Source organism: Bradyrhizobium sp. LTSP885 (genome assembly GCF_000938305.1).
In the GTDB taxonomy this organism is placed as follows: Bacteria; Pseudomonadota; Alphaproteobacteria; order Rhizobiales; family Xanthobacteraceae; genus Bradyrhizobium.
Genome location: NZ_JYMT01000013.1, coordinates 51,299 through 65,641, shown reverse-complemented (window position 1 = coordinate 65,641; position 14,343 = coordinate 51,299). Strand labels below are relative to the sequence as shown.

12 protein-coding genes and 3 pseudogenes are annotated in these 14,343 nt (G+C 63.2%); 9 read left to right on the top strand and 6 right to left on the bottom strand.

The genetic code is table 11. The features are described from left to right. Positions 1-59: 59 nt before the first annotated feature. The 3 pseudogenes from UP09_RS09095 to UP09_RS38950 all read left to right on the top strand — a co-directional run. Positions 60-776: pseudogene (locus tag UP09_RS09095) on the top strand (helix-turn-helix domain-containing protein); the annotation flags it as partial. 24 nt (positions 777-800) lie between these two features. Beyond that, a pseudogene (locus UP09_RS38955) lies at positions 801-882 on the top strand (integrase core domain-containing protein); the annotation flags it as partial. Continuing rightward, a pseudogene (locus UP09_RS38950) lies at positions 861-1,046 on the top strand (integrase core domain-containing protein); the annotation flags it as partial. The pseudogenes UP09_RS38955 and UP09_RS38950, both read left to right, overlap by 22 nt. 111 nt (positions 1,047-1,157) lie before the next feature. Here the strand turns inward: UP09_RS38950 and UP09_RS09090 are convergent. The 3 genes from UP09_RS09090 to UP09_RS09080 form a co-directional block, all read right to left on the bottom strand. Continuing rightward, entirely contained in the window at positions 1,158-2,255 is a 1,098-nt protein-coding gene (locus tag UP09_RS09090; protein WP_044537795.1) for an HD domain-containing protein, read from the bottom strand. Positions 2,256-2,462: 207 nt separating this feature from the next. Beyond that, positions 2,463-4,745 (bottom strand): xanthine dehydrogenase family protein molybdopterin-binding subunit, encoded by a 2,283-nt coding sequence (locus UP09_RS09085; protein ID WP_044537794.1) that lies wholly within the window; start codon positions 4,743-4,745, stop codon positions 2,463-2,465. Further along, positions 4,742-5,233: a (2Fe-2S)-binding protein gene (locus UP09_RS09080; RefSeq protein WP_044537793.1), complete on the bottom strand. Its 492-nt coding sequence runs from the start codon at positions 5,231-5,233 to the stop codon at positions 4,742-4,744. The genes UP09_RS09085 and UP09_RS09080 overlap by 4 nt, the downstream gene beginning before the upstream one ends. Before the next feature lie 287 nt (positions 5,234-5,520). On the opposite strand from UP09_RS09080, the gene UP09_RS09075 reads away from it, so the two are divergent. The 3 genes from UP09_RS09075 to UP09_RS09065 all read left to right on the top strand — a co-directional run bounded on the left by UP09_RS09075 (position 5,521) and on the right by UP09_RS09065 (position 7,389). Next, positions 5,521-6,309, top strand: coding sequence for an alpha/beta fold hydrolase (locus UP09_RS09075; protein ID WP_044537792.1), 789 nt, complete (start codon positions 5,521-5,523; stop codon positions 6,307-6,309). Beyond that, on the top strand, positions 6,306-6,650 hold the full coding sequence (locus UP09_RS09070; RefSeq protein WP_044537791.1) for a hypothetical protein: 345 nt from the start codon (positions 6,306-6,308) through the stop codon (positions 6,648-6,650). Before UP09_RS09075 ends, UP09_RS09070 begins: the two co-directional genes overlap by 4 nt. Before the next feature lie 64 nt (positions 6,651-6,714). Further along, the gene (locus tag UP09_RS09065) at positions 6,715-7,389 is read left to right on the top strand and encodes a dienelactone hydrolase family protein (protein WP_044537790.1); all 675 of its coding nucleotides are present in this window, start codon (positions 6,715-6,717) and stop codon (positions 7,387-7,389) included. A 163-nt stretch (positions 7,390-7,552) separates the two neighbouring features. Here the strand turns inward: UP09_RS09065 and UP09_RS09060 are convergent, their stop codons facing one another. The 3 genes from UP09_RS09060 to UP09_RS09050 form a co-directional block, all read right to left on the bottom strand. Continuing rightward, positions 7,553-8,302: a polysaccharide biosynthesis/export family protein gene (locus UP09_RS09060; RefSeq protein WP_156164534.1), complete on the bottom strand. Its 750-nt coding sequence runs from the start codon at positions 8,300-8,302 to the stop codon at positions 7,553-7,555. Between the two features lie 176 nt (positions 8,303-8,478). Beyond that, the gene (msrA, locus tag UP09_RS09055) at positions 8,479-9,135 is read right to left on the bottom strand and encodes a peptide-methionine (S)-S-oxide reductase MsrA (RefSeq protein ID WP_044537788.1); all 657 of its coding nucleotides are present in this window, start codon (positions 9,133-9,135) and stop codon (positions 8,479-8,481) included. Between the two features lie 193 nt (positions 9,136-9,328). Then, positions 9,329-9,646, bottom strand: coding sequence for a hypothetical protein (locus UP09_RS09050; RefSeq protein ID WP_044537787.1), 318 nt, complete (start codon positions 9,644-9,646; stop codon positions 9,329-9,331). Positions 9,647-10,013: 367 nt separating this feature from the next. On the opposite strand from UP09_RS09050, the gene rpsT reads away from it, so the two are divergent. The 3 genes from rpsT to dnaN all read left to right on the top strand — a co-directional run bounded on the left by rpsT (position 10,014) and on the right by dnaN (position 14,262). Next, positions 10,014-10,280: a 30S ribosomal protein S20 gene (rpsT, locus tag UP09_RS09045; protein ID WP_044537786.1), complete on the top strand. Its 267-nt coding sequence runs from the start codon at positions 10,014-10,016 to the stop codon at positions 10,278-10,280. A 1,190-nt stretch (positions 10,281-11,470) separates the two neighbouring features. Next, positions 11,471-12,901 carry a chromosomal replication initiator protein DnaA gene (dnaA, locus tag UP09_RS09040; protein ID WP_044537785.1) on the top strand — a complete coding sequence of 477 codons (1,431 nt, stop codon included), beginning with the start codon at positions 11,471-11,473 and terminating at the stop codon, positions 12,899-12,901. A 242-nt stretch (positions 12,902-13,143) separates the two neighbouring features. Beyond that, the gene (dnaN, locus tag UP09_RS09035; RefSeq protein ID WP_044537784.1) at positions 13,144-14,262 is read left to right on the top strand and encodes a DNA polymerase III subunit beta; all 1,119 of its coding nucleotides are present in this window, start codon (positions 13,144-13,146) and stop codon (positions 14,260-14,262) included. Positions 14,263-14,343: the final 81 nt, after the last annotated feature.

Below are 14,343 nucleotides of genomic sequence, written 5' to 3'. Positions count from 1 at the left end.
CCGTCATTGCTGTGCAAGTTCACTAATTCGCTGATTGAATTCTCTTGCGGGAGGATTCGATGCGCGACAACAGCTACGACCGGACGATTGAGCGGAACTACCTGCAGAAGTGGCGGTTCCTGATCCCGGAATACGAGGCGGTGAAAGCCGGGCGGTCGGCAACGTTCCGCCGGGTCGGAGATTTTTATCGGCATCACGGCACCTGCTCGCAAACCTTCCGGAAGTGTTACAACCGCTATTTGCAAAGCGGCGAGGAGGCCGACCTCTTGCCGCGGCGGCGCGGACCGAAGTGGAAGGAACGGCGCGAACCGGAAGGCATCGAGGCCGAGATCGTTGCTTGCCGCCAGAGGGGGATGAACCGCTACGAGATCCATGCTGTCTTGCGCGAGCGGCGCGATACGCTACCCTCGCCGTCGACGATCTACCGGGTCCTGAAACGCTATCATCTGAACCGGCGCACGCCGGCGATGCGCGAGGAGAAACGCCGCATTATCAAGGACAAGCTCGGCGAACTTGGCCATGTCGATCTGCATCAGCTGCCACGCGACGTGTTCCTGGCGCCACCCCCGGCCACGGCCTATATCGTCAGCCTGATCGACAGCTGCTCGCGCCTGGCCTGGGCCGAGGTCATCACCTCCAAGAAAGCCTTGCCGGTCATGTTCAGGACGCTGAAGATGATCAACACCCTCAACGTCACCTATGGGCTGGTCTTCGCCGAAATCATGTCCGACAACGGCGCCGAGTTCGCATCCCGAAACAACCGTGAAGAGCATCCCTTCGAAGCCATGCTCCTCGAACTCGGCATCAAGCATCGCTACACCAGACCCTATCGGCCGCAGACCAACGGCAAGATCGAACGGTTCTGGCGTACCCTCGACGACGACGTCATCGATGGGGCAACCTTCGATAACCTCGATCACTTCGCCAATGAACTCTTCGAGTACCTGATCTACTACAACAACCACAGGCCTCATCAGGCCCTTGGCGGCCAGACACCAAAGGACTTCGCTGCGACCAAAACTGAACCCATTCAATCAGCGAATTAGTGAACTTGCACAATTGCGAGGAGCGACAGCGACGAAGCAATCCATGCCTCAGCAAGTGGCTAAATGGATTGCTTCGCTCCGCTCGCAATGACGGCGCGGGCTGCGACAGCCTCAATAATGCCCGAACGCCACCGGGCGGAAGGCCTGCAGCAATTGCTGGTCGAGCTTGCCGCTCATTTCTTCCATCATCGTGAACGACTTGGCATGGGTGAACTGCAGCCGGTAGGCGCGCTTCTCCACCAGCGCGGCATAGACGTCGACGATGGTAGTGACGCGAACGATGTCGCTGATCTCGTCACCGCTGAGACCGTTGGGATAGCCGGTGCCGTCAAGGAATTCGTGGTGATGCAGGATCACGTCGAGCATTTCCGGCGGAAAGCCACCCTGCGCCGACAGCGCCTCGTAGCCGCGGCGGGGATGCTCGCGCATCTCGTCCATTTCCTCGACCGTCAGCTCGCCGGGCTTGTCGAGCAACGCGACCGGAACGAAGGCCTTGCCGACGTCGTGCAGCAGTGCGGCGCGGGCGAGCCGGCGTTGGTCGTCGTCGCGCATGCCAAGGTGCTGCGAAAATGCCACCGCAAAGCCGGTCACGAACAGGCAATGGCGATAGGTTTCGACGTGATGACAGCCGACGGCGGTCAGCCATTCGCGCAGAGAATTGTGCCTGATCGCCTTGAGGATCTTGTTTTCGGCCGCGATGATATCATCGAAGGTCAGCGGTTCGCCGGCCGGTATCCGCTCGAACATCTTGACCATCACTGCGTGTGCAGCCTCGACGCCGCGGTTGAGCGCCTTGCCGCGGTCGGTCTCGTCATAGCCGCTGTCGTCGGGGAATGCGGCGCGGATGCGCTGCAGGATGCCGCGCGCGTCGAACGGCCGCGAAATGGTGTCGGTGGCGCCGAGCGCCCAGGCCTGCATCGAGGCGTGGTGCAGCGCGTCCGCCAGCACGAACAGCCGCGGCATCTCGCGATAAGCCTCGGCCTGCAGCTTGGAGCGGACCAGTTGCACGCTTTCGGGGGAGCGCAGATTGATGTCGACCACGATACCCGAGAGATCGCGGGCGGGCTGCTCGGGAATTTCCGACGTCAGGATGGTATCGACCTCGCCCACCGACCGCAGGATGCTGGCGAGCTCGTTGCTCTGATCGCTTCGGTCCGACGCCAGCAACAAGCGGCGCTTCGAAGTCTTGTTGTTGGCTAAGGCTGTCATGAAATCCCCGTCGCGGTAACGCCCGACAGCCGGACGCTACCGGACGATGCGTTCCCTCGGGCTTAATGGGGATGCTGAACGGCGGTTGAGCGGAATGGATACAATTTGAGGAACCGTGGAATCCTGCAGCAAAATCAGGCCCGGTCGAAAAAAATCCGCCGGAGAAAATCTCCGGCGGATCACTATTTTTGATGAGGCGAAAGGCGGTTATGCCTTCATCGCCGCCTTCACCGCATCCGCCGTGATCGGCAGCGCGCGGACGCGAGCGCCGACCGCGTTGAAGACGGCGTTGCCGATCGCCGGCGCCACCACCGTCACCGCGGGCTCGCCGACGCCGGTCGCCTTCTCGCCATTGGCGATGATGTTGACCGTGACTTCCGGCATCTGGCTCATCCGCAACGGCGTGTAGGTGTCGAAGTTGGTCTGCTCAATGCCGCCGTCCTTCAACGTCGCCTTCTCGAACAGTGCCAGCGACATGCCCCACAGCGCCGCGCCCTCGACCTGGGCACGGATGTTGTCGGGATGCACCTGGGTGCCGACATCGGTCGCAACCGTCAGCTTCTTCACCGTCACCTCGCCCGATGGCGCGACAGCGACATGAGCAACGCAGGCGGTCCAGCTGGCGGTGGCACGCTCCTGCGACGATACGCAGGCGACGCCCATGGCTTCACCCTTCGGCAGCTTCTTGGTGCCGTAGCCGGCGAGACCCATCGCGGCGAGCAGCGTGTTACGCAGCCGCTGCGCGCCGCCGTCGTTCTTGCCCTTGCCATCGAGCAGTTCGACGCGGAACAAGGCCGGATCCTTGCCAGTCGCATGCGCGATCTCGTCGACCATGCTTTCGATCGCCCAGAAGGTCCAACCCGGGGCCACCGAACGAAGCTGACCCGACGGGGTGGCATTGTGCGCCATCTCGTTCTTGATCGCCCGCACATAGTGGTTGGGCACGGTGTAGAAGAAGTCCGCACCATTGACCGTGAAGGCGTCGAGCGGTCCCTTCTTGTCGACCGAGGGCGACAGGAAATCGGGGATTCCCCAGCGCTGGGTCGGCCAGGCCGAAACCACGTCGTGACTGAGCGCGACGAGCTTGCCGTCGCCGTCCAGGCCGGCCTTCACTTTCTGCAAGGTGAGCGGACGCGAGAAATCCATCGTCATGTCATTCTCGCGCGTGTAGATCACCTTGACCGGCTTGCCTGTGGCTTTCGCCGCCTGCACCGCCGGCACCATCATGTCGGCGTCGAGACGCCGGCCGAAACCGCCGCCCAGCCACATCTGGTGCATCACAACATATTTCGGGTCGAGCCCGGCGGCACCGGCTGCGATCGCGCCGGAGCGCGTCGCGAACTGGTTGCCGGAATAGATGTGCAGGATGTCGCCCTTGAACTCCGCGGTGGCGTTCATCGGCTCCATCGGCGCGTGGATGTTGATGCTGGTGGTGTACTCCGCCTCCAATACCTTGGCCGCCGTGCCGAACGCCGCGTTCGGATCGCCGTCCTTGACGAAGTACTCGCCGGAATCGCTGAGGGCTTGAAGCCGCCTGGCTTCGGTCTGTAGCGACTCGCTCGACAGCTTCGCGTTCGGACCGCCGTCATAGGCGATCTTCAGCGCGTCCGCCGCCTTGCGGGCATTGGAGTAGGTGTTCGCGACCGCGACCACCCAACCCGTCGTGGTTGCGGTCTTGTCGTCCAGCGTCACGGCCTTGACGAAGCCCGGCACCTTCTTGGCCGCGCTGTCATCGACCGATTTCACCGTGGCGCCGTAGCGCACCGGCGGGGTCACCAAGGCGCCGTACAGCATGCCGGGCAGCATGACGTCGATGCCGTATTTCGCGGTGCCGTTGGTCTTGGAGGGGATGTCGAGCTGCGGCACCGAGACGCCGATCATGGTGTATTGATCTGGCGTCTTGAGCTTGATCGCCTTGAGGTCATCCGGTGTGAAGGTCTTGGTCGCCTTGCCGCTCTTCACCACGTCGGCGAACGACATCGACTTCTTCGACTTCGGATGGCTGATGGTGGAATCGCGGACCACCAGTTCGGCGGCCGGCACGCCCATCGCGGCGGCTGCCGCTTCGGTCAGTGCCAAGCGGCCGGCCGCGCCAGCGCGGCCCATCGCATCGAAATTCATCATCGTCGACCAGCTGCCGCCGGTGATCTGCGCACCGAGGACAGGGTCGTTGAACTTCGGATCGTTGGAGGCGAGCTGAACCCGCATGTCCTTCCAGGACGCGCCGAGCTCTTCGGCCACGATCTGCGCCATGGTCGACGCGATATGCTGGCCCATGTCCGCCTTGCCGCAGGTCACGGTGACGAGACCATCGGGGGCGATCGCGTACCAGACGCTCGGCTCGAAGTTGGAGGGTGCGGCGAGCGCCTGATCGATGCCGGGAACGGCGGCGTAGCCGAGCACGAGACCGGTTGCAGCGGTGCCGACCAGGAAGGAACGGCGGCTGAGATCGGCTTGTATGCCGTGAGGGGTTTTCACGTGCGTATTCATGTGGGTCTCCGCTCGCTGCCGGTGGCTGATGCCGTGCGCATGTCGGCGGCGGCGCGCATGATCGCCTTTTGAATTCGCGAATAGGTCATGCAACGACAGAGATTGCCGTCCATGTGCGCGACCACTTCCTCCTTGGTCGGGTTGGAATTCTTCGACAGCAGCGAAGCCGCCTGCATGATCTGGCCGGACTGGCAGTAGCCGCATTGCGGGACCTGCTCGGCGATCCACGCCTTCTGCAAGGGATGATCGCCCTTGGCGGAAAGCCCTTCGATGGTGGTGATCTTCTTGCCGACGGCGTCGGAAACCGAGGTCTGACAGGACCGCACCGCTTCGCCGTTGAGGTGGACCGTGCAGGCGCCGCAGAGACCCGCGCCGCAACCGAACTTGGTGCCGGTCATCTGCAATTGCTCGCGGATGACCCAAAGCAGCGGCGTGTCGTTGGCCGCTTCGACGGACATATTCCGTCCGTTGATATTGAGATTCGTCATCTCTCTCCCCTTCCGGTGTATGAAGCCGCTTACGGCGGCAACTCACTGTTGGGATATGGCTGCCACCCACCGGGCAAGCGACAGTTGCCAAGACAATGATCCGGTTACCGCTTGGAGGCAATTCAATTTGGAACCGTTCGAAAAGAATAAATCTCCCGACATGCCTGTTGTGCGCTGCGGCAATTGCATGAAGCTTTTGAAATGCCTGTATTGATGCCTTATCGGTAGCTCCTACCAAGGTCGGTAGCGCTGCCGAACCGGACATCGACACAACAAGGAGCCCGCGAATGGCCAAGCTCGACCGTGGCGGCGTCAATATCCACTACGAGGTGCACGGCAGCGGCCCGCCGCTGATTCTCACCCACGGCTATTCATCGACCTCGGCGATGTGGCAGGGCCAGATCGCCGCGCTCTCGAAGCACCACAAGCTTGTGCTGTGGGACATGCGCGGCCACGGCCTATCCGACTATCCCGACGATCCCGAAGCCTACAGCGAGGCCCTGACGGTCGGCGATATCGCAGCGCTGCTCGACGCTGAAGGCGCTGAGACAGCGATCGTCGGCGGCTTGTCGCTTGGCGGTTATATGTCGCTGGCCTTCCATCGCGCCCATCCGGAGCGGGTGCGCGCGCTCTTGATCATCGACACCGGCCCGGGATTCAAGAAGGACGATGCCCGCGATATCTGGAACAAGCGTGCCCGCGACACCGGCGACCGGTTCGACCGCGAAGGGCTGGAGGTGCTGAAGACGTCGAGCGCGGAACGCGCCTCGGTCACGCATCGCAATGCCAAGGGACTGGCGCTCGCCGCCCGCGGCATGCTCGCGCAGCGCGACGCGCGGGTAATCGAATCGCTGCCCGACATCAGGGTGCCGTCGCTGGTCGTGGTCGGCGCCGACGACACCCCGTTCCTGGCTGCCTCCGACTACATGGCTGCAAAGATTCCCGGCGCGCAGAAGGTGGTGATCCCGAACGCCGGTCACGCCGTCAATATCGACCAGCCGCAGGCCTTTATCGATGCCGTGCTGCCGTTCCTTGATACTCTTGAAGCCAGCGCGCCGGGAAAGACTGCATCATGAAGACTGGTGTCATTGCCTTGTTGCTGGCCGCAGGCGCAACGGCAGCCGCTCACGCCGAGAGGCTGCCGCCGTTTGGCGGCACGGCCACGCGTCCGTTCACCGCGACATTGTCGAACTCGACGCCGCTGGTGTTCGGCATGGGCATCGACGATGCCCAGCACGCGCTCGGCACGCCCCTTACCTATGTCAGCGGACGGTCCGGCGAGGAGGTCTTCCTGACCTTCCGCGACCTCGGCGGCAGCGGGCTGTTCCCGCATCATGACCGGCTCTATCTGCAGTTTCGCAAGGGCCGGTTGGCCGGCTGGAAGGGCGATTGGGGCGAGAACTGGATGTGGCGATAGACGTTTCCCTTCGCGAATATTCTTCATGCAACCACCACCAAGAATGGCAAGAATGGGAAGACCCATGGGACAAGATATCAAGCTCACCGCTTCGGACGGTTTTGAACTCGGCGCCTATCGCGCCGATCCTGCAGGTGCGCCCAACGGCGCTGTTGTCGTGATCCAGGAGATTTTTGGCGTCAATCACCACATCCGCTCGGTGTGCGACCGGCTGGCGACGGAAGGCTACGTCGCCATCGCACCATCGATCTTCGACCGCATCGAACCGCACTTCCAGTGCGGCTATTCAGCGGATGAAATCGCCAACGCGCGAAAATTCGTCGCCAATCCGGACTGGGCTGCGATGCTGCGCGACACCCAGGCGGCGATCGAGGCGGTGAAATCGGTCGGGCCGATCGGCATCATCGGCTTCTGCCTCGGCGGCAGCATCGCCTATGCGGCCGCCACCAAGCTGACCGGACTTTCGGCCGCGGTCGGCTATTACGGTGGCGCGGTGGTGCGCTTCGCCGACGACAAGCCGACCGTGCCGACGCAGCTGCATTTCGGCGAGAAGGATTCCGGCATTCCCTTAAGCGATGTCGAGACCATCAAGTCGAAGCGGCCCGAGGTCGAGGTCTTCATCTATCCCAATGCCCAGCACGGCTTCCATTGCGACGAGCGCGCCAGCTACGACAAGGCCAGCGCCGACATCGCCTGGCCGCGCAGCCTGGCATTCTTTGCGAAGCATTTGCGGAGATAGCGCGCAGCCCTCTCCGTCTCGTCATTCCCCGGTGCGCAATTGCGCACCTGGGGATGCGCGGCGAGGCGCAGGCCCGGAATCCATTTCGCCGCAGGATGCGTGGACAAATGGATTCCGGGCTCGCGCTTCGCGCGCCCCGGAATGACGCGTGGAGAGATGTCGCTTAAAACCAGCGCTCGCCGACGAACACGGTGTCGCCAGGACTCATTGGCGTGCCCAGTGGCACCACGAAGCGGCCGGCGCCGCCGGCATCGGTGTGCGTCAGCGTGACGCTGTCGCGCCGGGCGCGCGGCGAGAAGCCGCCGGCAATCGCGACCGCGCTCTCGACCGTCATGTTGGGCACATAGGGATATTGGCCGGGGGCTGCGACCTCGCCGAGGATGAAGAACGGGCGATAGGACTCGATCTCGACCGCTACCGATGGTTCGCGGATGAAGCCGTTGCGCAACTTTGCCGCGATTTCGCCGGCGAGCCCGGCCGGCGTGCGGCCGCGCGCCGGCACCGAGCCGATCAGCGGCATGGTGATCGAGCCGGCGGCATCGATCGCGTAGGTGTTGGTGAGGCCTTCCTGGCCATAGACCACGACGCGCAGCTTGTCGCCGGCGTCGAGATGATAGGCATTGTCGTAACGGGCCGCTTCGACCGGCGCGGCATAGACCACCGGGGCGGCGGCAGGCCCGGCATAATAACCGCGAGGGGAACCGGCAAAGGCCGAGCGCAGCGCGCTGATCGCACCGCCGCCGCCTGCATCCGCGACCGGACCTGGTCCGTAGGTTCCTGGTGCGTAGGTTCCTGGCGCGTAGGTTCCTGGCGCGTAGGTCTGACCATAAGCGACGGAATCGAGATCACCTTGCGGCGCGACCGCAACCGGACCGGTCGTGCTCATGCAGCCCGACAGTGCGAGCGCCATCATGACGGCAGTGATCGGCAATCGTAACGCGTGCACAACCCGCACCGGACCATCCCTCAAAGCGAGACAGTCCTAGTCTTGCACCGGTTATGGTTAACAAACGGTTTTCGGGAAGGAGAACCCCCTCGCCCCGCTCTCGCGGGGAGAGGTAAGAGAGCAGGGAGAGGTAAGAGAGAAGGCTAGGCGGTGACGCCAACGCCGATCGGGCAGGACACGCCGGTGCCGCCGAGCCCGCAATAGCCTGCCGGATTCTTGGCGAGGTATTGCTGGTGGTAGTCCTCGGCGAAGTAGAACTCGCCGGCTGGCGCGATCTCGGTGGTGATGGCGCCAAGGCCCTTGGCGGCGAGCGCCTTCTGATAGGCAGCCTTCGAGCTATCTGCGGCTTTGCGCTGCGCATCGTTGAACGTGTAGATCGCGGAACGATACTGCGTGCCGATGTCGTTGCCCTGGCGCATGCCCTGGGTCGGGTTGTGGTTCTCCCAGAACGTCTTCAGCAGCGCCTCATAGGAGATCTTCTTCGGATCAAACACGACCAGCACCGCCTCGGTGTGGCCGGTGCGTCCAGAACAGGTCTCTTCATAAGTCGGATTCGGCGTGTGGCCGCCGGCATAGCCGACCGCGGTCGTGGTGATGCCGTCGCCGAGCTCCCAGAACTTGCGCTCCGCGCCCCAGAAGCAACCGAGCCCGAACACCGCCTGCTCGAGGCCTTGCGGATAGGGCGGCTGCAACTTGCTGCCATTGACGAAATGCGTGGTCGCGGTCGGAAGTGGCGTCGCGCGGCCCGGCAGCGCCTCGGCGGCGCTCGGCAACGCGGTGGTCTTGCGCATGAACAACATGGACACCCTCCAGGCGGAACATCGGCCAACGCGGCAACAGCCTGCGGGCCAGTTGTCACCTATATATGTCTTTACGCGAGCATTGGCAGCCCCGTTACGGACGGCTGCGGGCGCGTTTTCGAGCGAAAGCCTGCCCCGCACTCGATGCGGGGTGGATACCGGTTCGCGTCAAAACAACAATCCGGAACGCCGCTCAGTCGCGGGCGTAGCCGATCAGCGGCTTCCGCGGCCGGAACAGCAGCATCAGCAAAATGCCGGCGATCCCGAGCACGGCGAACACCGGCTGATCCAGGATGATCCTGATCACACTGTTCCAGAGCCACGGCGCGTGGCCCTCCACCCAAATGCGGAACGCCTGCTGGCTGGACTGGTGGATGTCATTCCAGAACTGACCGAACCGGGTGAACCGCAGGCTCTGGTCGGCCACGTAGCGGGCGCCGTCATAGACCATGAAGATGAATCCGCCGGCCAGCAGCAGAAGGCCAATCAGACGGAAAAAACCGCGGATCATGCGTCACCCAAATTCCCTGCAAATTCCCTGTCGCGCCCCACGCGCCGCCAGCCCTTACCGGGCGCTCCCGGGAAATTCAACCTCTTCAGCACCTTATCTGGCCGTCGCGGGCCCAATTTCGGGCCGTTTTTGGGCCTGGAAAGCGTTGACGCTGCACCCTGCGCCATCTATAAGACCGGCCAATGGCGGCGGGCGCAATCCTGCCGCCGCTGTTCTTTGGACAGTGCTGCAGGTGGGAGCATGGATTTGCTCCCTGGCATGGCCGCCTCGGAACACCCTTGGACAATACACACGCGTAGAGATTTGAACCGGCCGGTGCGCGCGAGCCCGACCACCGAGCGATCACCGCCGAAGGACAGTTGAGACCATGGCCAATACCACTTCCGCCAAGAAGGCGACCCGCAAGATTGCCCGCCGCACCATCGTCAACAAGTCGCGCCGCACCCAGATGCGTGGCGCGGTCCGCACCGTCGAAGAAGCGATCAAGACCGGCGACCGCGCTGCGGCGTTGAAGGCGATGACGCACGCGGAACCCGAACTGATGAAGGCAGCGCAGCGCAACATCGTTCACAAGAACCACGCGAGCCGGAAGGTATCGCGACTGTCGGCAGCGATCGCGAAGCTCGCGAAGTAAGCTGACGGAAAAGAACACTCGTCACGAAGCCCGGCGCAAGCCGGGCTTTTTGTTTTTTAGCGGTGGAATAGTTTTATCTCGCAAGACTCGCGTCGTTGCTGCGCGACGAACTGCGTGTCATGCTTCGCTTGTCCGTAGTTCTACCGGACGCCGTTTCGCGTGACGCGTGCGTCGATGATCTCGCGCTAAGCAACGCAAATGGAATAGCGCGGAGCTTCGCCAGCGGCGAGGAGTTACCCTGCAAAAGTAATCGTGAAAAATCACGCTTCGCGAGTTACTTATGCACATAGCGCTCGACAGCGATTGGAATATCGACCGTCGCGAGAGCAAACGTAAATAATTTATGAAATATTTTTGGTATTGCACCGTCATTTGTGACATCGGCGATTCTGTGCACGGATTCAAAACCTTGCTTTCGCGATTGCGCCTCTGCAGCGACGCAACAGTCGCGAAGACTCTCCGCATCCGTCGAATCCACGGATTGTCAGAAAATCCTCTTGGTGTATTTAATTGCTTGTCCGCGACGCCCTCGGCTCTCCAGATCAGCGCGGTTTGAGACCCAGGGGCGGACGTGCAAATCGGCGGCGGTATGCGCGTTAGCGACGCTCTCCAAGCGAAGCTAGATTGACAACTCATAGCGATATGAGGACGGTTGACCTGTGTCTAAATTTCTCCGGCGGTGTGCCCAGCTCTTCGGGTGCTTCGAACAAGAGAGACCAGGAGCGATTGTCAGAGTCTGGCAGTGCGGTACGCGAAGCGAGTGGACGGGTTGACGAGGAAGACACGCGGCGGCGCAGCGACGGACATTTCGGTGTTCGGTAGCGGCAACTGAATTCGAAGACACAAGCAAGCTGATAGCTTGCCGCGACACGTCGCGGTGAGAGGGGGAGGACGTATGATTTACGGTAGCATCACTGCAGTCGACGCCACGACAGCTGGAACGCAGATTTCTAGTGGCACCGTAATCAACCCCTCGGACATCGGCTCTTACCCGCAGAGACCGTCGAGTACGCGCTGACCTCGCGGGACACTTCTTCTCCAAACGACTGATCTGGCCGACGGCGCATTGTCGCCGAGCGGGAGATCTATGTCCGGAGCAGACCGCGCCCGCTGGAGGTCACGCCGTGGCAGGAAACCTGCACGGCGGTTTCGCAACAATATCCATCTCTCAGTCTGGAAGTACGAAGGCAATGACGAACACGGAACAAGATCGCTGGTCGCGGGTAAAGGGACGGTTGCGGACGACCGTTGGCGAGGACGTCTATTCGAGCTGGTTTGCTCGGATGGACCTGGAAAGCGTGCGTGATGAGAGCGTGCATTTGTCGGTTCCGACCCGGTTCCTGAAGAGCTGGATCCAGGCGCACTACGCCGAGCGCGTGCTCACCTGCTGGCAGGCCGAAATGCCCGAGGTGCATCGCATCGACCTCACCGTGCGCTCCGCGATCCGTGCGGCGGCGCCGGTCAAGGAAGCCGCAGCCCCCGTCGAGGCGCGCCGCGTCGAGCGCACCGATGGCCGCCCTGCGCCGGAATTGCGTTCGTTCGCGACCGCGCCGGTGTCCGCAAGCCATGACGCGCTCGGCGGCTCGCCGCTCGATCCGCGCCTGACCTTTGCGAGCTTCGTCGTCGGCCGCTCCAACACGCTGGCGCACGCCGCCGCGCGGCAGGTCGCCGAAGGACGCCGCGGCGATCCCGTGATGTTCAACCCGCTCTACATCCATGCCGGCGTCGGCCTCGGCAAAACCCATCTGCTGCAGGCGGTGACTTGGGCCGGCAACTCCGGCAGCGAGCGCAAGGTGCTGTATCTCACCGCCGAGAAGTTCATGTACGGCTTCGTCGCGGCGCTGAAGACGCAGACGGCGCTGGCGTTCAAGGAGGCACTGCGCGGCATCGACGTGCTGGTCATCGACGATTTGCAGTTCCTGCAGGGCAAGTCGACGCAGGCCGAGTTCTGCCACACGCTGAACGCGCTGATCGATGCCGGCCGCCAGGTCGTGATCGCGGCCGATCGTCCGCCGTCGGATCTGGAGAGCCTCGACGACCGCGTGCGCTCGCGGCTCGCCGGCGGGCTGGTGGTCGAGATGGGGTCGCTCGGCGAGGAACTGCGGCTCGGCATTCTGAAATCGCGCGTCGCCGCGGCCCGCGCGCATCATGCAACTTTCGAAGTACCGGAACCGGTGCTGGATTATCTGGCGCGCACCATCACCCATAATGGCCGCGACCTCGAAGGCGCGATCAACCGGCTGCTGGCGCATTCCAAGCTCAACAACCAGCCGGTGACGCTGGAGATGGCCGAACGCGAGGTGCGCGACCTGATCCGGCCGCAGGAACCGAAGCGGATCAAGATCGAGGACATCCAGCGCGTGGTCGCCCGGCAGTACAATGTCAGCCGCTCCGACTTGCTGTCGTCCCGCCGTACCGCCAATGTGGTGCGCCCGCGTCAGGTTGCGATGTATCTGGCCAAGACGTTGACCTTGCGCTCGCTGCCGGAGATCGGCCGGCGCTTCGGCGGCCGCGACCACACCACCGTGCTGCACGCCGTGCGCAAGATTGAGGCACTGGTCACCAAGGATACGGCCCTCTCGGAAGAGGTCGAATCGCTGAAGCGCCAGCTGCAGGAGTAAGGCTGCCTGCCCCGTCGCCCTTTCCCTGTTCGCAAGGGGAAGGGCGAATGTTATTTCCGGCTCAAAACGTGGGGGAACGGTCTCCGTTTCCCTTGCGCCCGCCCGCCATCCGCGCCACCTTGCGGTCCCCCCGTGGGTTTGATCAACTCCGATATTGATCCGGCTTTTCGGGTTTCAACGCCGCGGTGCTGCCATGAACGGCCGCCCGGCTTTTCCATCTGAGGGATCTGGCGGGTATTGCAATGAAGGTCACCGTCGAGCGCGCGCAACTCCTGAAATCGCTGGGCCACGTCCATCGCGTGGTCGAGCGTCGCAACACCATCCCGATCCTCGGCAATGTGCTGATCCGCGCCGAGGGCACCAAATTGTCGCTGAAGGCGACCGACCTCGACCTCGAGGTGACGGAGACGCTGGCCGCCGAGACCGGAACCGCCGGCTCGACCACTGTGCCCGCGCACATGTTCTACGACATCGTCCGCAAGCTGCCCGACGGCTCGCAGATCGTGCTGGAGGCCGACGGCGACCGCTCGATCCTGGCGGTGCGCGCCGGCCGCTCGCGTTTCACGCTGCAGACGCTGCCCGAGAGCGATTTCCCCGATCTCGCCGCCGGCGACATGACGCATTCGTTCTCGCTGCCGGCCGCCGACCTCAAGCGCCTGATCGACCGCACGCAGTTTGCGATCTCGACCGAGGAGACCCGCTACTATCTCAACGGCATCTATCTGCACGCCGCCGGCAGCGCCAAGGCAGCGACGCTCCGTGGCGTCGCCACCGATGGCCATCGCCTGGCGCAGATCGATCTGGTGCTGCCGAAAGGCGCGACCGGCATGCCCGGGGTGATCGTGCCGCGCAAGACGGTCGGCGAGGTGCAACGGCTGATCGAGGACGGCGAGGCCGAGATCGCGATCGAGCTGTCCCAGGGCAAGATCCGCTTCTCGCTCGGCAATGTGGTGCTGACCTCGAAGCTGATCGACGGCACCTTCCCTGACTATGGCCGCGTCATTCCGCAGAACAACGACAAGGAACTCGTCGTCGACAAGAAGGATTTCGAGGCCGCCGTCGACCGTGTCTCGACCATCTCCAGCGAACGCGGCCGCGCGGTGAAGCTCGCGCTGTCGCCGGGCAAGCTCGTGCTCTCGGTCACCAACCCGGATTCCGGCAGCGCCACCGAAGAGCTCGAGGTCGAATACGCCTCCGACGCGCTCGATATCGGCTTCAACTCGCGTTATCTGCTCGACATTGCCGCCCAGATCGAGGGCGAAGTCGCCGTGCTCAGGCTCGCCGACCCCGGCTCGCCGACGCTGGTCCAGGACAAGGACAACAAGGGCGCGCTCTACGTGCTGATGCCGATGCGGGTGTGACGTGCTTTCTCTCCGCTCGACTTGTTACTAGATTACGTCATGCCCGGGCTTGTCCCGGGCATCCACGTCTTTGCTGCGTCT